The following is a 17,546-nucleotide window of genomic DNA, read 5'->3' as shown; positions in this document are numbered from 1 at the left end:
CGTACGCCGCCACCCCCGCCGGGAGGCTAGGCGTAGCGGGACAGCTCCCGTCGCGCCAGCGACCGCTGGTGCACCTCGTCGGGCCCATCGGCCAGTCTCAGCGTGCGCGCCGCCGCCCACAGCTCCGCCAGCGGGAAGTCCTGGCTGACCCCGCCCGCGCCGTGCAACTGGACCGCGTCGTCCAGGATGCCCACCACCGCCCGAGGCGTGGCGATCTTGATGGCCTGGATCTCGGTGTGGGCCCCCTTGTTGCCCACGGTGTCCATCAGCCAGGCCGTCTTCAGGACGAGGAGCCGCAGCTGCTCGACCGTGACCCGCGCGTCGGCGATCCACTCCTGCACCACGCCCTGCCGCGCGAGCGGCTTGCCGAAGGCGGTGCGGGCGAGCGCCCGGCGGCACATGAGCTCGATGGCGCGCTCGGCCATGCCGATGAGCCGCATGCAGTGGTGGATGCGGCCGGGCCCGAGCCGCGCCTGCGCGATGGCGAACCCGCCGCCCTCCTCGCCCACGAGGTGCGAGACCGGCACCCGCACCTCGTTGAAGACCACCTCCGCGTGCCCGCCGTGCGCGTGGTCCTCGTACCCGTACACCCGCATGGCGCGCCGCACCTCCACGCCGGGCGTGTCACGCGGCACGAGCACCATCGACTGCTGGCGGCGGATGTCGGGGCCGCCCGGGTCGGTCTTGCCCATGACGATGAAGACCTTGCAGTCGGGGTTCATCGCCCCGGAGATGTACCACTTGCGGCCCGTGATGACGTACGCGTCGCCGTCGCGCCGGATGTGCGTGGTGATGTTGGTGGCGTCGGAGGAGGCCACGTCCGGCTCCGTCATGGCGAACGCCGAGCGGATCTCGCCCGCGAGGAGCGGTTCGAGCCACCGCTTGCGCTGCTCGTCGGTGCCGAACTGGGCGAGCACCTCCATGTTGCCGGTGTCGGGCGCCGCGCAGTTGAGGGCCGTCGGCGCCAGGTGCGGGCTGCGGCCCGTGATCTCGGCGAGCGGCGCGTACTGGAGGTTCGTCAGGCCCGCCCCGTACGCGGTGTCGGGCAGGAAGAGGTTCCACAGACCCCGGCGGCGGGCCTCGGCCTTCAGCTCCTCGACGACGGCGGGCTGGTCCCAGGGCGAGGCGAGCCGGGCGCGCTGCTCGTCGGCGACCTGCTCGGCCGGGTGGACGTGGCTGTCCATGAAGGCGAGCAGCTTCCCGCGCAGCTCTTCGGTACGGGCGTCGTAGGCGAAGTCCATGGGGGCTCAGCTCTCCTGGAGGGTGGTCAGGCCGTGCTCGATGAACGCGGGCACCAGTTCGCCGATGCGGTCGAAGCCCGCGCCGACGGTCCGGCCGAGCGTGTAGCGGTAGTGGATGCCCTCCAGGATCACGGCGAGCTTGAACCACGCGAACGCCGTGTACCAGGAGACGGACGACACGTCACGCCCCGAGCGGGCCGCGTAGCGCTCGACGAGCTCGGCCGGGTCGGGGTGGCCCGGCGCGCCCGCGGTGGTGCTGACGGGGGAGTCCGGCACCTCCAGGCGCACGCTGTACATCACGAGCAGGCCCAGGTCGGTGAGCGGGTCGCCGAGCGTGGACATCTCCCAGTCGAGGATCGCCGTGATGCGGTCGGACCCGTCGGCCGACTCGATCAGCACGTTGTCCAGGCGGTAGTCGCCGTGGACGACCGTGGGCGCGGGCGAGGAGGGCAGCGAGCGGCCGAGCGCCGCGTGCAGCTCGTCGATCCCGGCGAGGTCGCGCCCGCGGGAGGCGTCGAGCTGCTTGCCCCAGCGCCGCAGCTGCCGGTCGAGGAAGCCGTCGGGCCGCCCGAAGTCGCCGAGCCCGACCGCGTCCGGGTCCACGGCGTGCAGGTCCACGAGCGTGTCGACGAGGCCGAGCACCGCGCTCCGGGTGCGCTCGGGCCCGAGCGGAGCGAGCTGCTCCGCCGTGCGGTACGGCGTGCCGTCCATGTGCTCCATGACGTAGAACGGCGCGCCGAGCACCGCGTCGTCCTCGCACAGGAGCAGCGGGCGCGGCACCGGCACGTCGGTGGGGTGCAGCGCGCTGATCACCCGGTGCTCGCGCTTCATGTCGTGCGCGGTGGCCAGGACGTGGCCGAGCGGCGGGCGGCGTACGACCCAGCGGTCGGTGCCGTCCGTCACGGCGTACGTGAGGTTCGACCGGCCCCCTTCGATGAGCCGGGCCGTGAGCGGGCCCCGGCCGAGCAGCCCCGGGCGTTCGCGGTCGAGGTGGCCCCGCAGCCGGTCGAGGTCCAGGCCTGGCGGATGGTCTGCGCTCATGGGCGGTCGCTCCTGATCATGGGCAAGCGGTCGTCGAACTGGCGGACAGTACGCTGGCGTTCATGATGCCGACCAGTCGGTATGTCGTCCAGAGGGGGCGCTCGAACGTGATCAGGATCGCGGCGGCCGCCGCCGGGCCGCGGCTACGGCGTCAGTGGTCGTCCCAGTGCCCATCGTGCTCCGCGTGCCGGTGCCCGTCGTGAACGTAGTCCACGTGGTCCCCGTGGGGCACGGCGGCGTGCCCGCAGTCCTCGCCGTGCCGGTGCTCGTGCCCGTCGTGGGCGACGTGCTCGCCCGTCTCGCACTCGTCGTAGTGGCCGTCGTGGGCGCGGTGGAGGTGGCCGTCGTGCGCGTAGTCGACGTGGTCGCCGTGCGGGACCTCGGCGTGGCCGCAGGCCGGGCCGTGCGTGTGCGGGTGGACCGGGTGTTCCTGGTGGAGCGTGGTCATGGCGTCTGCCTCCCGTTGCTTTCCGTGTGCTGGGTGACCCTCGTGAGCCGGATGACCCTCTCAGGCTAGCCCTCGGTGCCCTTTTGCTCCCTTTATGCATACTTTGCCGGTAGTGCTCTGACTGCGTAAGGCGACCCCATGAAGGCGATCAGCTACCGCGCGTACGGCGGACCCGAGGTCCTGGAGTACGGCGACGTCCGCGACCCCAAGGTCGGCCCCGACAGCGTCCTCGTGAAGGTGCGGGCCGCGGCCCTCAACCCCGTCGACTTCAAGTGCCGCGACGGGCACCTCGACGCCGTCCTGGACACCGTCTTCCCGGTCGTCCCGGGCTGGGACGTGGCGGGCGTCGTGGTCCAGCCGGGCGTCGCCGTCCCGGAGTTCGCCGTCGGCGACGAGGTCATCGGCTACGTACGCGAGGACTTCCTCTCGCGCGGCACCCTCGCCGAGTACGTGGCGGCGCCCGTGCGCACCCTCGCCCGCAAGCCGCGCAACCTGACCTTCGAGGAGGCCGCGGGCCTGCCGCTCGCCGGGCTCACCGCCTACCAGGTCGTCCACGAGGCGCTCGACGTCAAGGCCGGCGACGTCGTCCTGGTGCACGCCGCGGCGGGCGGTGTCGGCTCGTTCGCCGTGCAGCTCGCCCGGCACGCGGGCGCCCGCGTCATCGGCACCGCCAGCGAGCGCAACCACGCCTACCTGCGGGAGCTCGGCGCCGAGCCCGTCACGTACGGCGACGGCCTGGCCGAGCGGGTCCGCGCCCTCGTCCCGGACGGCGTCGACGCCGCCTTCGACACGATCGGCGGCGACACCCTCAAGGTCTCCGCGGACCTCCTCGCCCCCGGCGGCCGCCTCGCCTCGATCGCCGACGGCTCCGTGATCGGCCTCGGCGGCCGCTACTGCTTCGTCCGCCCCGACGCCGACGACCTGCGCCGCCTCACGGAACTCACCGAGCGGGACGTGCTCACCGTGCACGTCGCCGACACGTTCCCCCTGGAGCGGGCGGCAGAGGCCTACCGCCTCCTGGAGCAGGGCCGCACCCGAGGCAAGATCGTCATCACGGTCGACTGGACGGACGAGACGGCACAGGTCTAACCGCCAATCCAGCGGAACGCTCACAGCACCACCGCCACCGCACACACCGCGAGCGCCGCCGTGCACAGCACCGTCGTCGCCGCGGCGCGCCGGGAGAGCGGGTGGGGGCGGACCAGGGCGAGCGCCGTGATCCTGCGGTGCGCCACCGCGAGGAAGCCGAGCCACAGCAGCAGGCACAGCGCGCACGCCACCAGCCCCACGGCCGTCGGGCCGTCGTGCAGCGCCGTCCGCGCCGCGAGCACCGCGGCGACCGTGCACGAGAGCGTCGTACGCCGCCACGCGAGCCGCGTACGCTCCGGCTGGAGCCCCGGATCCCGGTGAGGCCCCGGATCCCCGGCCGCCGCCGCCCGGCCCGTCACCCCTCCCACCCGAACAGGACGACCACCACCATCGCCACCGCGACGACCGCCACCGCGACGCCGAGCAGCGCGGGGAACCGCGTCGCGGGCAGGTCCTCGCCCCGCCGCATCGCCCGCTCGCAGCGCACCCAGTGGTTCACGGCGCGCAGCGCGCACAGCACACCGGAGGCGAGCAGCGCGAGCGCGAGGCCCACGCGCACGCCCCAGCGCAGGTCCGGCAGGAACTGGTCCACGGCGAACCCGCCGCCGATCAGGGCGAGCGCGGTGCGGAGCCAGGCCAGGAAGGTGCGCTCGTTGGCCAGCGAGAAGCGGTAGTCGGGCGTCTCGCCCTCCGCCCGGACGCGGTCGGGGGCGAACCACAGGCGCAGGCTGCGTACGAAAGTGCTCACCGTCGCACCTTAGGCACCGGTCGTACGGATGTGCCTCACACGGCTGTGCCTCACACGGCTGTGCCTCACGCGGAGGTGCCTCACACCCGGGGCGGGCGCCCGCCCTCGTCGCCGGCGCGGAACGCCCGCAGGCGGTGGTACGCGTCCAGGCCGTCCGGGACCCACTCCCACTCCGCCACGCGCCGCCTCAGCTCCTCGTCCGTGACGAAGCCGTGCCAGGCGACCTCCTCCACCTGGGGGTCCACCGGGGCCGTGACCCGCACCTCGTAGAGGTACGACCACCAGGTGCGGCCCGCGCCGTCGTCGAACAGGAACTTGAACAGGGGGGTGGGGCGCGGCAGTTCCTTCACCCCCAGCTCCTCCTGCGCCTCGCGCAGGGCCGCGTCGTCGTAGGACTCGCCCGCGCCGACGACGCCGCCGACGAACATGTCGTACAGGGAGGGGAAGACCAGCTTGGTCGGGGTGCGCCGATGCACGAAGACGCGACCTCGGGGGTCGCGGGCCTCGATGAACACGCAACGGTGCCGCAGTCCTTGGGCGTAGACCTCGCCGCGCGGCGCCTCTCCCACGACGTTGTCGTACTCGTCGACGACGGCCAGAACCTCATCGGCGGGATCCCCCGCGGCAGCACCCATACCTCCACGGTACGCGCGCCCCCTTCCGACGGTCGCAGGAAAATCAGCCCGTCCGGCGTTTGAGGACGAGCCGCGGAGCGGCGACGAAGGGGGAAAGGGGCGGAGCCCCATGCGGACGCGGGGGCTGGGGCCGCGGTCACAGGGAAGGGCGGGTGGGTGGGGGAAGAGCGCGGCGTCAGCGCCGGGCCACCGTCGGCGGCGCGACCGCGCCGGACGGCATCGCCGGATGCAGCCCGAGCAGCACGATCCCGGCGACCACGCCGGCAAGCCCCACCGCCTCCCACGCAAGGGCGACCGCATCCGTGCGCAACCGGTCCCCCAGGAACCCGACCCCACAAGCGATCCCGGCCAGCGGCTGCGCGGCAGTCAGCGCAGGCAACGACATCCGCAGCGGCGCCGTCTCGAACGCGCTCTGGACGAGGACGAGCCCGGCGACCCCGAGGACGAGGACCGCGTACGGCTCCCACCCGCCGAGCAGCCGCAGCCACCCGCCCGCCACGTACAGCTCCCCGCTCACCCGGGTGAGCGCGTCCTGGACCCCGTACAACAGCCCCGCCGCCACCCCGAGGAGCGCGGGCCCGGCGCCGAGCCGGGACTTCTTGGCGTAGCCGGTGAGCAGCAGCGCGCCGCCCACCATCAGGCCGAGGATGAGCCAGTGCCGCAGCGGGTCGGCGACCGACGCCCCGCCGCGCGGCTCGCCCGCGACGATGAACGCCGTGACGCCGCCCGCGAGCAGCGCGAGCCCGGCCCAGCCCTGGCGGCCGAGCGGCTGCTTGGTCTGCTGCCGCGAGAGCACGAGCGCGAACAGCAGATTCGTGGCGAGCAGCGGTTCGACGAGGGAGACCTCGCCCTCGCCGAGGGCCAGCGCCCCGAGCGCCATGCCGCACACCATGAGCCCTATGCCGCCGAGCCACCGCGGCACCCGCATCAGGTCGAGCAGCAGGCGCGGCGAGAGGAAGTCGCTGAGCGGGGCGTGCTGCGCGGCGTTCTGCTGGAGGACGAAGCCGACGCCGAGACAGCAGGCCGCGCCGACGGCGAGGAGGAGGACCAGGACCGACACGGGACGAACCTCGGGACTGGGGGGCGGTCGGGCAGCGGGTACCCGGCCGACGATAGCGGTACCCCGGCCACCCGGCGCGCGAGTTGTCCGTACCGCCCGGTTGACGTGCGTCACGCGGCTCTCCAGGATCTGACCAGGACCTGACTCGCGAGTAACACCCGGAGCCGAGAGGGAGAGCCGCCATGGCCTACGACGCGGACGTCATCGTGATCGGCGCGGGGCTCGCCGGGCTCACCGCGACCGCCGAACTCGTCGACGCGGGACGCCGGGTGATCCTCGTCGACCAGGAGCCGGAGCAGTCGATCGGGGGTCAGGCGCACTGGTCGTTCGGCGGCCTCTTCTTCGTGGACTCGCCCGAACAGCGGCGCATGCGGATCAAGGACCACCGGGAGCTCGCCCTCCAGGACTGGCTGGGCACCGCCGCCTTCGACCGCGAGGAGGACCACTGGCCGCGCAAGTGGGCCGAGGCGTACGTGGACTTCGCGGCGGGGGAGAAGCGGCCGTGGCTGCACGGGATGGGCGTGCGGTTCTTCCCGGTGGTGGGCTGGGCCGAGCGCGGCGGCTACGACGCGCAGGGGCACGGGAACTCCGTACCGCGCTTCCACATCACGTGGGGGACGGGGCCCGGCCTCGTCGCGCCCTTCGAGCGGCGCGTGCGCGAGGGGGTCGCCCGCGGCCTGGTCCAGCTGAAGTTCCGGCACCGGGTGACGGGGCTCGCGCGCACGGGCGGCGCCGTCGACACCGTGACCGGCGAGGTCCTTGAGCCGTCCGGCGCCGAGCGCGGCAAGGCCAGCAGCCGCGAGGTCGCCGGGTCCTTCGAGTTCCGGGCCCAGGCCGTGATCGTCACCTCCGGCGGCATCGGCGGCAACCACGACCTCGTACGCGCCAACTGGCCGAAGCGCCTGGGCAGTCCGCCCGCGAAGATGCTCGCCGGGGTGCCCGCGCACGTGGACGGCCTGATGCTGGGCATCGCCGAGCGCGCGGGCGCGCGGCTCATCAACCGCGACCGCATGTGGCACTACACCGAGGGCATCGAGAACTGGAACCCCATCTGGCAGCGGCACGGCATCCGCATCCTGCCGGGCCCGTCCTCGCTGTGGCTGGACGCGCGCGGCAACCGCCTGCCCGTACCGCTGTTCCCAGGCTTCGACACGCTCGGCACGCTCAGCCACATCATGGGCACGGGGTACGACTACACGTGGTTCGTGCTCAACCAGCGCATCATCGGCAGGGAGTTCACGCTGTCGGGGTCCGAGCAGAATCCTGACCTGACCGGCAGGTCCGTGCGCGGCGTCATCGACCGGGCGCGGTCCGAGGTGCCGGGACCCGTCAAGGCGTTCATGGACCACGGCGTCGACTTCGTCGTGGAGCAGGACCTGAACGCGCTGGTGCGGGGCATGAACGCCCTCACCAAGGAGCCCCTCATCGACGCGGCCGCGCTGCACCGCACCCTCGCCGCCCGCGACCGCGAGATCGTCAACCCCTTCACCAAGGACCTCCAGATCACGGCGATCCACAGCGCCCGCAAGTTCCTCGGCGACCGGCTCATCAGGACCACCGCCCCGCACCGCATGCTCGACCCCAAGGCGGGCCCGCTCGTCGCCGTACGCCTGAACATCCTCACCCGCAAGACCCTCGGCGGCCTGGAGACCGACCTGTCCTCACGCGTGCTCCAGGAGGACGGCGCCCCGCTCCCCGGCGTGTACGCGGCCGGGGAGGCCGCCGGATTCGGCGGCGGCGGAGTGCACGGCTACCGGTCCCTGGAGGGCACCTTCCTCGGCGGCTGCCTCTTCTCGGGGCGCGCGGCGGGGCGGGCGGCCGCCAAGTCCGTGGGGTAGCCGGGGCGTTTGCGGGGTGGGGTGCCGTCGCGCCCGGGCCTTGACGCGGAGCGTTGCCTACCGGTTGGCTGTGCGTGATCGCATGCTGGCCTACCGCGACGGGGAGGACGTCCCGCGGTGTCTCCACCTCCGCCCCTCGGTCGCTCCCGCAAACGTGCGGCGCAGGCCTTCGACGCCGCACTGGACGACGCGGACCTCGGCGCCGCGCGCGCCGCGCTCGCCCAGGGGCGCTGGACCGAGGTGCGGGAACTGCTCGCCGCCACCGGCGCGGACTGGGACCGCCGGGGCCATCGGGCCGACGTACTGGCCCGGGAGCCGACCACCACGGCGTGGGCCCGCGACTGGGCGCTCGCGGAACCGGAGAGCGCCGACGCGGCCGTGCTGCTCGCGTACGCCGCCGTGCACCGCGCGCTGCGCGGCAAGGAGCGCTCCGAGAAGGCCCGCGCCGCCTGCCGCGAGGCCGCGGCGCGCGTCCCCGCCGACCCGACGCCGTGGCTCGCCCTGCTGCTCCTGGAGCGCACGCTCGGCCACGAGGAGGACGTCGTCCGGCTCTTCGACGAGGTCAGGCACCGGCACCCGGACCACCACCACGCCCACTACCTGATGGTCGCGCGCCTCGCCGAGCGGCGCCCCGCCGCGGGCCAGGACCCCCTGCACGAGGTGTACGACTTCGCGTCCTGGGCGGCCGAACAGGCCCCGGACCACTCGCCGCTCGCGGTCCTGCCGGTCGTCGCGCACGCCGAGCGCTACCGCGTCCTCGCCACCGCGGGCAGCGAGAGCCGCGACCCGGTCGCCTCCGGGCACTGGACGAGCCGCCGCGCCCGGCAGGTGATGAAGGCCTCCTTCGACTGGTGGCTGAAGTGGGAGACAGCGGGCGCCGCGGCCCACCCGCGGGCCTGTGTCGACCTGAACTTCCTCGCGCACGCCACGTTCTGCGAGGGCAGGACCGCCGAGGCCGCGGCCCTGTTCCAGCGCATCGGCCGGTACGCGACCGAGGCGCCCTGGTCGTACCCGGACCGCGATCCGGCCGAGGCGTACTTCGCGGCGCGCGCGGCGACCTTGGGCACGGCGTGACGACGTACCCCCCGGTACGGACCGACAGCTGACGACGCACGACCAGCGGAAAGGACAACTGCGCCATGGCGACGGGCAGTTCGAGCACGGGCAGTTCGAGTACGAGCGCACACGGCGCCGGACGCGCCGGGCGCGCCGGCACGGGGACCCGGGGCAGGCCCGCGCCGGGCGGAGGCGGCCGGATCAGCACGTACATGGGTCAGGAGCGCGCCCTGCGCGCGGGCCGCCTCGGCACGGCGGGCCTGCTCCTCTCCGTGCTCGCCGCCACCGGTCCGCTCATGGTCGTCGCGGGTGTCATGCCCACGACCTACGGCGTCATGGGCGTCGTGGGCCAGCCCCTGCTCTTCCTCGCGCTCGGCGTCGTCCTGGCCCTGTTCAGCTTCGGGTACGCGGAGATGAGCCGCCACGTCCACAACGCCGGGGCCTTCTACGCGTACATCTCACGCGGCCTCGGCGGCACCGCGGGCGCGGGCGCGTCGGCGGTGGCGCTCGTCGCGTACAGCGCGCTCCAGGCCGGTCTCTACGGCATGCTCGGCTTCGAGGTGTCGGGCCTGCTGCACCAGCACCTCGACCTCACCGTCGACTGGTGGATCCCGGCGCTCGTCACCGTCGCCCTGGTCGCCGTGCTCGGCTGGCTGAAGATCGACCTCAACGCGCGCGTGCTCGGCGTGCTGCTGCTCGTGGAGGTCGCGCTCGTCGTCGTCTTCGACGTCGCCGCGATCTCCGACCCGTCCGCCGAGGGCGTGTCGCTGCACGCCTTCAACCCGGACACGCTCACCGGCGCGGGCGTCGCCACCTCGCTGTGCTTCTGCATAGCCGCGTTCACCGGCTTCGAGCAGGCGCCCGTGTACGCGGAGGAGACGAGCCGTCCCCAAGTCGTCGTGGCACGCGTGATGTTCTTCGCCGTCGGATTCGTGGCCGTCTTCTTCGCGCTCAGCTCCTGGGCGCTCACCGTCGCCGCCGGGCCCGGCGGCATCGTCCCCGCCGCGCGGAAGCAGAGCGCGGGCCTGCTGTTCGGCCTCACCGAGTCCCGGCTCGGCGGCACCTTCACCGACGTGCTCCACGTCCTCTTCGTCACGGGCATGTTCGCGGCGGTCCTCAGCTTCCACAACGTCGTCGCGCGGTACGCCTTCGCCATGGGCCGCGAGGGGCTGCTGCCCGCAGCGTTCGGCCGCACCACCGGCGCGAGCGGCGCGCCCGGCACCGGCTCCCTGCTGCAGACCGTGGTGGCCGCCGTCGTGGTCGTGGCCTTCGCGGTCACCGACGACAAGCCCGCGGGCGACCCCACCGCGCCGGTCCTGCACCTGTTCACCTGGCTCGGCAACGTCGGCGCGCTCGGCGTCCTGCTGCTCATGGCCACCGCGTCCGTCGCCGTGATCGTCTTCTTCGTCCGCCGCGGCGCCGCGCGCGCCCAGCTGTGGCGCATCATCGCGTCGGCCCTGGCCGCGGCGGCGCTCCTCACCATCGCGGGCTACACGGTCAAGGACTTCGACGTCCTGGTGGCCGCGGGCCCCGACTCTCCCCTGAGCTGGCTCCTCCCGGGCATCATCGCCGCAGCGGCGGCCGTGGGCCTCGCCCACGGCACCCTCCTGCGCACCCGCAGGCCGGAGGCCCACGCGAGGATCGGCCTGGGCAACGAGGCCTTCCAACTGGAGAAGGCGGCGGGAGCGTCTAGCCCGTCCGGCGTTTGAGGACGAGGCGCGAAGCGCCAAAAGGGGGAAAGGGGCGAAGCCCCATCCGAACCGGGGCCCGGGGCGGAGCCCCGGTTTCGGGAAGGGGCGGGGTGGGGGCTAAATCACCAGCGACAGCAACAGCACCAACCCACCAGCCACCACAGAGATGATCGTCTCCATCACCGACCACGTCTTGACCGTCTGCCCCACGTCAAGCCCGAAGTACTCCTTCACCAGCCAGAACCCGGCATCGTTCACATGGCTGAAGAACAGCGACCCGGCCCCGATCGCCAGCACAAGAAGCGCCGTGTGCGCCGTCGACATGTCGGCGGCGAGCGGCGCGACAAGCCCTGCCGCGGAAATCGTCGCGACCGTCGCGGACCCGGTGGCGAGCCGGATCGCGACGGCGATCAGCCAGGCGAGCAGCAGCGCGGGAATGGACCAGTCCTCGGAGAAGTCCAGGATCATCTGACCCACGCCGACGTCGATGAGCGTCTGCTTGAAGCCGCCGCCCGCCCCGACGATCATCAGAACGCCCGCGATCGGCGCGAGGGACTTCTCGACGGTCGTGGAGAGCCGTTCCTTCGTGAACCCAGCCGCCCGCCCGAGCGTGAACATGCCCACGAGCACCGCGGCGAGCAGCGCGATCAGCGGCGACCCGATGACGTCGAAGACCCGCTGCACCCCCGCTTCGGGGTCGTCGACGACGATGTCGACGAGGGCCTTGGCGAGCATCAGGACCACCGGCAGGAGCACGGTGGCGACGGTCGCACCGAACCCCGGCCGCTTCTCGAGCTCCTCGGACGCGCGCTGCGGAATCATCCTCTCCGGCGGCGCCACGTCCACCCATCGCGCGGCGACCTTGGAGAACAGGGGCCCCGCGACGATCACGGTGGGGACCGCGACGAGGACGCCGAGCGCGAGGGTCACGCCGAGGTTGGCGTGCACCGCGTCGATCGCGACGAGCGGGCCGGGGTGCGGCGGGATGAGCCCGTGCATCACGGAGAGCCCGGCGAGGGCGGGGATGCCGATGCGCATCAGCGAGTAGTTGCCGCGCTTGGCCACCATCAGGACGACCGGGATGAGCAGCACGATCCCGACCTCGAAGAACAGCGGAAGCCCGATCACCGAGGCGATGAGCACCATCGCCCACGGCATGGCGCGCCCGCCCGCCTTCGCCAGGATCGTGTCCACGATCTGATCCGCGCCGCCGGAGTCCGCGAGGAGCTTGCCGAGGATCGCGCCGAGCGCGATGAGGACGCCCACACCCGCGACGGTGGAGCCGAGCCCGGTGGTGAAGCTGCTGATCGCCTTGTCGAGCGGCGCACCGGCGAAGGCGCCGAGCGCCAGCGAGCCGATGGTCAGGGCCAGGAAGGCATGGACCTTGAACTTGGTGATGAGCAGGACGATGACGGCGATGCCCGCGAGGACGGCGATCCCGAGCTGGGCATGGCCCGCCGAGGTGATCGGTTCGACGGGGTCCGCTGCCAGCATCTCGACGCTGAGACTGGTCACGGTGGTTCCTTGTGCGTGTACGGGGGCGTGAGGCGTGCGTGTGGGTGCGTATACGGATGCGTACGTGGACGGGTCGGGTCAGACCGGCTGTCGGCCGACGAGCTCGGCCAGGGCCGCCGCCGCCCGCTCCGTGATCTCCTCGGGGCTGCCCGAGACGTCCACGGCGACGCCCGGCTCGTCAGGGCCGAGTGGCTGGAGCGTGCGGAACTGCGAGTCGAGGAGCGCGGTCGGCATGAAGTGGCCCGTGCGGTGCGCCATCCGGTCCTCGATGAGCTCGCGGTCGCCGGTGAGATGGACGAAGAGCAGGCCGGGGGCCGCGGCGAGCAACCGGTCGCGATAGCTCCGCTTCAGCGCCGAGCAGCTGACCACACCGCCGAGCCCGGCCCGGCCGTGCGCCCAGCGGCCGATGGCGTCGAGCCAGGGCCACCGGTCGTCGTCGGTGAGCGGCGTGCCCGCCGACATCTTCGCGATGTTCGCCTCGGGGTGGAAGCCGTCGCCCTCGGCGTACGGGACGCCGAGCCGCTCGGCGAGCAGGGCGCCGACCGTGGTCTTGCCGGTACCTGCGACGCCCATCACTACGACGACGTGGGGGGTGCTCATCGCTGCTGCTGCCTCGCTGTCCTCTTCGTCTTCTTCGACGTTCACGTCACTGAAACCCATAAGGTCAGACGAATTCAAGACCCTGTGACTTAAAAGTCTGACTTTTTGGGTGAGGGTGCCCCCTCGTACGCTGACCCCATGACCGCACAGGCCCGAGGCCTTCACGCCCGCGTACTGGACAGCCTCGGGCCCGCCATCACCGCGGGCGAGTACCCACCGGGCAGCGTGTTGCGCACCGACGAGCTCGCTCAGCGCTTCGAGGTGTCACGCTCGGTGATGCGCGAGGCGGTGCGCGTCCTGGAGTCCATGCACCTGGTCGCGTCCCGGCGCCGCGTCGGCGTGACCGTGCGGCCCACCGAGGAGTGGAACGTCTACGACCCGCAGGTCATCCGCTGGCGCCTCGCGGGCACCGACCGCCCGCGCCAGCTGCGCTCCCTGACCGTGCTGCGCTCGGCCATCGAGCCGGCCGCCGCGGGCCTCGCCGCGCGCCACGCCAGCGCGGAGCAGTGCGCCGCCCTCACGGAGTGCGCGCTCGGCATGGTCGCCACCTCACGGGGCCGCCAGCTCGAGGGCTACCTCGTGCATGACATCGCCTTCCACCGCACCGTCCTGAACGCCTCCGGCAACGAGATGTTCGCGCGGCTCGGCGACGTGGTGGCCGAGGTCCTCACCGGCCGCACGCACCACGACGTGATGTTCGAGGACCCGGACCCGGCGGCCGTGACGCTGCACGTGCGGGTGGCCGAGGCGGTCCGTGAGGGCGACGCGGCCCGCGCGGAGGCCCTGACCCGCGAGATCGCCGAGGGCGCGCTGAAGGAGCTGGACATCCTGGCGCCGTAGGCCGGGGAGGGGCGGGGCGGAGCAGGGCAGGACACGCCGGGGCCGGGGGCGCGCCGGGGGAGCGTCGGAGACAATGGCCCGCATGTCCCCACGCACCACACGCCCCGAACCCTGCCCCTGCGGCCACGCCCTGCCGTACGACCAGTGCTGCGGAAGGCTGCACCGGAGCGAGGCCGCCGCCGCGACACCGGAGGAGCTGATGCGCTCCCGCTACAGCGCCTTCGCCGTACGGGACGAGGCGTACCTGCTGCGCACCTGGCACCCCCGGACCCGCCCGCCGCGCGTCGCCTTCGACCCGGCGCTGCGCTGGACCGGCCTGGACATCGAGGACACCACCGACGGCACGGCGTTCCACAGCACCGGCACCGTCACCTTCCGCGCCCGCTACACCGACGGGGGCCGCCCGGACGCGCTGCACGAGCGCAGCCGCTTCGAACGCGTCGACGGCGCCTGGGTGTACGTGGACGGCGACTTCATCGACTGACGGCGCCTGACCGCGTCCGACGCCGACCAACTGCCGCCGCGCCCCGCCGACCGCCGCCGCGCCCCGCCGACGACCGCCGTGCTCCAACGACCGCCGCGACCCGGCCACCGCCGGGCGGGCACCTGGTGGGGTTCCTGGGACCGGGGACCCGCGAGGGACGCCTGGCCCAGGCCAGACGCGACCCGCCCGAGCCCCTGACGGGCCCGAACACCCGGGCCCGCGCGCCAGTTCGACCCCGCGCTCCCCGCGTACATAGGCGGGATCGCCCCCTGCGGCGGCCCACCGCCGCCAGTAGCCTCGACGCCCCCCGCCGACGTACGCGTCCTCGTCCTCGTGCGAAGGGAAGCGCCCGATGACCTACACCGCACCCACAGCCCGGTACGAGCAGAGTTACGAGCGCTATCTGGGCGGCAGCCCGGAAGCCGAGCGCGTCGTCTTCGAACGGCTCGCCCGCGAGCTGATGAAGGTCCAGGCGGCCAACAAGCGTGCCGCGGGCGCCGGTTCCCTCGCGCGCACCCAGCACGCCAAGGCCGCCCTCGGCGTCGAGAACGCGCACCTGCGCTTCCACGACGACCTGCCCGAAGCCCTGCGCTGCGGCTACGCGCAGCCCGGCGCCGAGTACCCGGCGACGGTACGGCTCTCCAACGCAAGCGGCATCCGGCAGGCCGACGGCGCCCCCGACCTGCGCGGCATCGCCGTGCGCGTCGGCGTGTCCGCGGAGGAGAGCCACGACCTGCTCGCCACCAACTGGCCGGTGTCGCACGCCAAGGACGCGACCGAGTTCGTCGCCTTCGCCAAGGCACTCGCGGGTGCCCGCAGCCCCCTGGAGCGGGCCTTCGGCCTGTTCGTCAAGCTCCCGCTCGCCGTCGGCCTCGCCACTGCGAACCGCATGCGGCGCAACGTCCAGGCCGCCACCCGGCACACCGTCACCAGCCTCGCGAGCGAGACGTACTTCAGCCGCGGCGCCCTGCTGTGGGGCGCCGCGGGACCCGTGCGCTACCTGCTGCGCCCCGCGGGCGGCGCCGCCCCCGCCCCGCGGCCCGACCGCCGCGACCCCAACCACCTGCACCGCGAGCTCTCCCTGCGCCTCGCCACCGCGGACGTCGCGTTCGACCTGTGCGTCCAGCGGTACGTCGACGAGACGCGCACGCCGATCGAGGACGGCTCCGTCGAGTGGCGCGAGGCCGTCGCCCCCGCCGTGCCCGTCGCCCGGCTCACCGTGCCGAGCCAGGACCTCGACTCCGCCGAGGCCCGCTCGGCCGCCGGACGCGTGGAGGACCTCGCCTTCAACCCCTGGTACACCACCGACGACTTCCGCCCGCTCGGCAACCTCAACCGGGCCCGCAAAGCGGCGTACGAAGCGAGCGCGGCGCACCGCCAGGGCCTGCGCTTCCTGCCCGAGGAGCCGCTGCGCAACCGGATCCTGAGCGGCCCCGTCGGCGCCGCCTTCCACCTGCTCAACCGCACCGTGCCCTGGCACCGCCTGCCCCTGGCGGCGAGCCTGCTCAACCTGGTCTTCCTGCGCAAGGCGCTGCGCCGCTTCAACCTCATCGACACCGACGTGCACGAGGCGCCGCCCCAGGCCGTCCCCGTACCGCTCCCGGCCGACGAGCGGCTGCGCGGCGCGCGGTCCTACGACGGGACGTACAACGACCTGTCCGCGCCCGCCATGGGCTCCGTCGGCGCCGCCTTCGGGCGCAACCTCGCACCGGTCTACCGGCCCGACCTCTTCGACACCCCGAACCCCGTCACGGTCAGCCGCCAGCTCCTGCAGCGCGAGAGCTTCCTGCCCGCGACGTCCCTCAACGTGCTCGCCGCCGCCTGGATCCAGTTCCAGGTCCACGACTGGGTCAACCACCGCCGCTACCCGGCCGGCACCAAGTCCGTCGAGGTGCCGCTGCCCGCCGGCATGGCCTGGCACAACACGCCGGGCGGCCCCGCCGAGAACGTCATGCGCTTCGCCGAGAACGAACCGCTGCCCGTCCCCGCCGACCGCCCGCCCGTCCTCTTCGGCAACACCGCGTCCCACTGGTGGGACGGCTCGGAGGTGTACGGCGCCGACGAGACGACCGCGAAGTCCCTGCGCGCACCCGACGGCAGCGCCCAGCTGCGCCTGGACCAGGGCCACCTGCCGGCCGGCCAGAACGGCGTGCCGCTCAGCGGCTTCACCGACAACTGGTGGCTCGGCCTCAGCGTCATGCACACCCTCTTCGCCCGCGAGCACAACGCGGTCTGCGAAGCGCTGCGCGCCGCCTACCCGTCCATGGGCGAGGAGTCCGTCTACCAGACGGCCCGCCTGGTCGTCTCCGCCCTGATCGCCAAGATCCACACCGTGGAGTGGACCCCCGCGATCCTCGCCACCGAGGCCATCGACATCGGCCTGCGCACCAACTGGGAAGGACCGCCGTCCAACTGGCTCAACAAGCTGGGCCTGTGGCTCTTCGAGTCCCACGCCCTCACCGGCATCCCGAAGACCCTGCCCGACCACCACGGCGCCCCGTACTCCCTCACCGAGGACTTCGTCACCGTCTACCGCATGCACCCGCTCATCCCCGACGACTTCGAGCTGCGCGAGCACCACTTCGGGCAGCGCCTGGAGACCGTCGGCTTCCTCGACATCCACGGCGGCGCGGCCGAGGGCGCCCTCCGCAAGACGGGCCTGGCGAACACCCTGTACTCCTTCGGCATCGCGCACCCCGGGGCGATCACGCTGCACAACTTCCCGCGCGCGCTCCAGCGGTTCGAGCGCGAGGGCGAGATCATCGACCTGTCGGTCGTGGACCTGGTCCGCACCCGGCGCCGTGGCGTCCCGCGCTACAACGACTTCCGCGCGGGCCTGCACAAGCCGCGCATCCGCGACTTCGAGGAACTCACCGGCGACGCCGAGACCGTGGCCCGCCTGAGGGACGTCTACAGCTCCGTCGACGAGATCGACACCATGGTCGGCCTGTTCGCCGAGAACCCCCCGACCGGCTTCGGCTTCAGCGACACGGCGTTCCGCATCTTCATCCTGATGGCCACGAGGCGCCTCCAGAGCGACCGCTTCCTCACCGTCGACTTCCGCCCGGAGATCTACACCCCCCTGGGCATCGACTGGGTCCAGAAGAGCGGCATGAACGAGGTAATCCTCCGCCACTGCCCGGACTTGGCGGCCCTCCTCCCACGGGGAACCACGGCCTTCGCCCCCTGGCGGGAAGTACGACCTGAATCCAGCCCGTCCGGCGTTTGAGGACGAGGCGCGCAGCGCCGGAAAGAAGGGG

At 73.1% G+C, this 17,546-nt stretch carries 16 protein-coding genes; 7 read left to right on the top strand and 9 right to left on the bottom strand.

Annotated elements, in window-relative coordinates; genetic code table 11:
* Positions 1–26: 26 nt before the first annotated feature.
* The 3 genes from ACFWZ5_RS22285 to ACFWZ5_RS22275 all read right to left on the bottom strand — a co-directional run bounded on the left by ACFWZ5_RS22285 (position 27) and on the right by ACFWZ5_RS22275 (position 2,730).
* Positions 27–1,241 carry an acyl-CoA dehydrogenase family protein gene (locus ACFWZ5_RS22285; protein ID WP_384798881.1) on the bottom strand — a complete coding sequence of 405 codons (1,215 nt, stop codon included), beginning with the start codon at positions 1,239–1,241 and terminating at the stop codon, positions 27–29.
* 6 nt (positions 1,242–1,247) lie between these two features.
* Positions 1,248–2,282 carry a phosphotransferase family protein gene (locus ACFWZ5_RS22280; protein ID WP_384798878.1) on the bottom strand — a complete coding sequence of 345 codons (1,035 nt, stop codon included), beginning with the start codon at positions 2,280–2,282 and terminating at the stop codon, positions 1,248–1,250.
* A gap of 151 nt (positions 2,283–2,433) precedes the next feature.
* The gene (locus tag ACFWZ5_RS22275) at positions 2,434–2,730 is read right to left on the bottom strand and encodes a hypothetical protein (RefSeq protein ID WP_384798875.1); all 297 of its coding nucleotides are present in this window, start codon (positions 2,728–2,730) and stop codon (positions 2,434–2,436) included.
* A gap of 138 nt (positions 2,731–2,868) precedes the next feature.
* Here ACFWZ5_RS22275 and ACFWZ5_RS22270 point away from each other — a divergent pair, with 138 nt between their 5' ends.
* Complete coding sequence (locus ACFWZ5_RS22270) at positions 2,869–3,819, top strand: NADP-dependent oxidoreductase (RefSeq protein ID WP_384798872.1); 951 nt, start codon at positions 2,869–2,871, stop codon at positions 3,817–3,819.
* A gap of 20 nt (positions 3,820–3,839) precedes the next feature.
* On the opposite strand, the gene ACFWZ5_RS22265 is transcribed toward ACFWZ5_RS22270, so the two are convergent.
* From ACFWZ5_RS22265 to ACFWZ5_RS22250, 4 genes are all read right to left on the bottom strand, one after another.
* Positions 3,840–4,187, bottom strand: a complete 348-nt coding sequence (locus tag ACFWZ5_RS22265; protein WP_384798869.1) for a DUF202 domain-containing protein — start codon at positions 4,185–4,187, stop codon at positions 3,840–3,842.
* Positions 4,175–4,567, bottom strand: a complete 393-nt coding sequence (locus ACFWZ5_RS22260) for a YidH family protein (protein ID WP_384798866.1) — start codon at positions 4,565–4,567, stop codon at positions 4,175–4,177. Before ACFWZ5_RS22260 ends, ACFWZ5_RS22265 begins: the two co-directional genes overlap by 13 nt.
* Before the next feature lie 80 nt (positions 4,568–4,647).
* Positions 4,648–5,202 (bottom strand): NUDIX hydrolase, encoded by a 555-nt coding sequence (locus ACFWZ5_RS22255; RefSeq protein ID WP_384798863.1) that lies wholly within the window; start codon positions 5,200–5,202, stop codon positions 4,648–4,650.
* A 175-nt stretch (positions 5,203–5,377) separates the two neighbouring features.
* Positions 5,378–6,262 (bottom strand): DMT family transporter, encoded by an 885-nt coding sequence (locus tag ACFWZ5_RS22250; RefSeq protein WP_384798860.1) that lies wholly within the window; start codon positions 6,260–6,262, stop codon positions 5,378–5,380.
* Between the two features lie 182 nt (positions 6,263–6,444).
* Here ACFWZ5_RS22250 and ACFWZ5_RS22245 point away from each other — a divergent pair, with 182 nt between their 5' ends.
* From ACFWZ5_RS22245 to ACFWZ5_RS22235, 3 genes are all read left to right on the top strand, one after another.
* Positions 6,445–8,100: an FAD-binding dehydrogenase gene (locus ACFWZ5_RS22245; protein WP_384798857.1), complete on the top strand. Its 1,656-nt coding sequence runs from the start codon at positions 6,445–6,447 to the stop codon at positions 8,098–8,100.
* Between the two features lie 117 nt (positions 8,101–8,217).
* Positions 8,218–9,174, top strand: coding sequence for a hypothetical protein (locus ACFWZ5_RS22240; RefSeq protein ID WP_384798854.1), 957 nt, complete (start codon positions 8,218–8,220; stop codon positions 9,172–9,174).
* A gap of 65 nt (positions 9,175–9,239) precedes the next feature.
* The gene (locus ACFWZ5_RS22235) at positions 9,240–10,865 is read left to right on the top strand and encodes an APC family permease (protein WP_384798851.1); all 1,626 of its coding nucleotides are present in this window, start codon (positions 9,240–9,242) and stop codon (positions 10,863–10,865) included.
* A gap of 99 nt (positions 10,866–10,964) precedes the next feature.
* Here ACFWZ5_RS22235 and ACFWZ5_RS22230 read toward each other — a convergent pair whose 3' ends face one another.
* Both ACFWZ5_RS22230 and ACFWZ5_RS22225 read right to left on the bottom strand, forming a co-directional pair.
* Positions 10,965–12,362 (bottom strand): gluconate:H+ symporter, encoded by a 1,398-nt coding sequence (locus ACFWZ5_RS22230; RefSeq protein ID WP_384803167.1) that lies wholly within the window; start codon positions 12,360–12,362, stop codon positions 10,965–10,967.
* A 78-nt stretch (positions 12,363–12,440) separates the two neighbouring features.
* Positions 12,441–12,962, bottom strand: a complete 522-nt coding sequence (locus ACFWZ5_RS22225; protein ID WP_384803192.1) for a gluconokinase — start codon at positions 12,960–12,962, stop codon at positions 12,441–12,443.
* 138 nt (positions 12,963–13,100) lie between these two features.
* On the opposite strand from ACFWZ5_RS22225, the gene ACFWZ5_RS22220 reads away from it, so the two are divergent.
* From ACFWZ5_RS22220 to ACFWZ5_RS22210, 3 genes are all read left to right on the top strand, one after another.
* Positions 13,101–13,802 (top strand): FadR/GntR family transcriptional regulator, encoded by a 702-nt coding sequence (locus tag ACFWZ5_RS22220; protein WP_384803170.1) that lies wholly within the window; start codon positions 13,101–13,103, stop codon positions 13,800–13,802.
* Between the two features lie 73 nt (positions 13,803–13,875).
* Positions 13,876–14,286 carry a YchJ family protein gene (locus ACFWZ5_RS22215; RefSeq protein WP_384803173.1) on the top strand — a complete coding sequence of 137 codons (411 nt, stop codon included), beginning with the start codon at positions 13,876–13,878 and terminating at the stop codon, positions 14,284–14,286.
* A 352-nt stretch (positions 14,287–14,638) separates the two neighbouring features.
* Entirely contained in the window at positions 14,639–17,515 is a 2,877-nt protein-coding gene (locus ACFWZ5_RS22210) for a peroxidase family protein (protein ID WP_384803176.1), read from the top strand.
* Positions 17,516–17,546: the final 31 nt, after the last annotated feature.

Origin of the sequence: Streptomyces sp. NPDC059003 (assembly GCF_042740445.1) — a bacterium.
In the GTDB taxonomy this organism is placed as follows: domain Bacteria; phylum Actinomycetota; class Actinomycetes; order Streptomycetales; family Streptomycetaceae; genus Streptomyces.
Note: the sequence above shows the minus strand (reverse complement) of the source record. Positions and strands in the feature narration are given on the sequence as shown.

Excerpts from the sequence above, each read along its gene's own strand:
- ACFWZ5_RS22275 (WP_384798875.1), bottom strand. The coding sequence starts at position 2,730 with ATGACCACGCTCCACCAGGAACACCCGGTCCACCCGCACACGCACGGC.
- ACFWZ5_RS22225 (WP_384803192.1), bottom strand. The coding sequence starts at position 12,962 with ATGAGCACCCCCCACGTCGTCGTAGTGATGGGCGTCGCAGGTACCGGC.
- ACFWZ5_RS22285 (WP_384798881.1), bottom strand. The coding sequence starts at position 1,241 with ATGGACTTCGCCTACGACGCCCGTACCGAAGAGCTGCGCGGGAAGCTG.
- ACFWZ5_RS22280 (WP_384798878.1), bottom strand. The coding sequence starts at position 2,282 with ATGAGCGCAGACCATCCGCCAGGCCTGGACCTCGACCGGCTGCGGGGC.
- ACFWZ5_RS22245 (WP_384798857.1), top strand. The coding sequence starts at position 6,445 with ATGGCCTACGACGCGGACGTCATCGTGATCGGCGCGGGGCTCGCCGGG.
- ACFWZ5_RS22255 (WP_384798863.1), bottom strand. The coding sequence starts at position 5,202 with ATGGGTGCTGCCGCGGGGGATCCCGCCGATGAGGTTCTGGCCGTCGTC.
- ACFWZ5_RS22215 (WP_384803173.1), top strand. The coding sequence starts at position 13,876 with ATGGCCCGCATGTCCCCACGCACCACACGCCCCGAACCCTGCCCCTGC.
- ACFWZ5_RS22220 (WP_384803170.1), top strand. The coding sequence starts at position 13,101 with ATGACCGCACAGGCCCGAGGCCTTCACGCCCGCGTACTGGACAGCCTC.
- ACFWZ5_RS22235 (WP_384798851.1), top strand. The coding sequence starts at position 9,240 with ATGGCGACGGGCAGTTCGAGCACGGGCAGTTCGAGTACGAGCGCACAC.
- ACFWZ5_RS22270 (WP_384798872.1), top strand. The coding sequence starts at position 2,869 with ATGAAGGCGATCAGCTACCGCGCGTACGGCGGACCCGAGGTCCTGGAG.
- ACFWZ5_RS22210 (WP_384803176.1), top strand. The coding sequence starts at position 14,639 with ATGACCTACACCGCACCCACAGCCCGGTACGAGCAGAGTTACGAGCGC.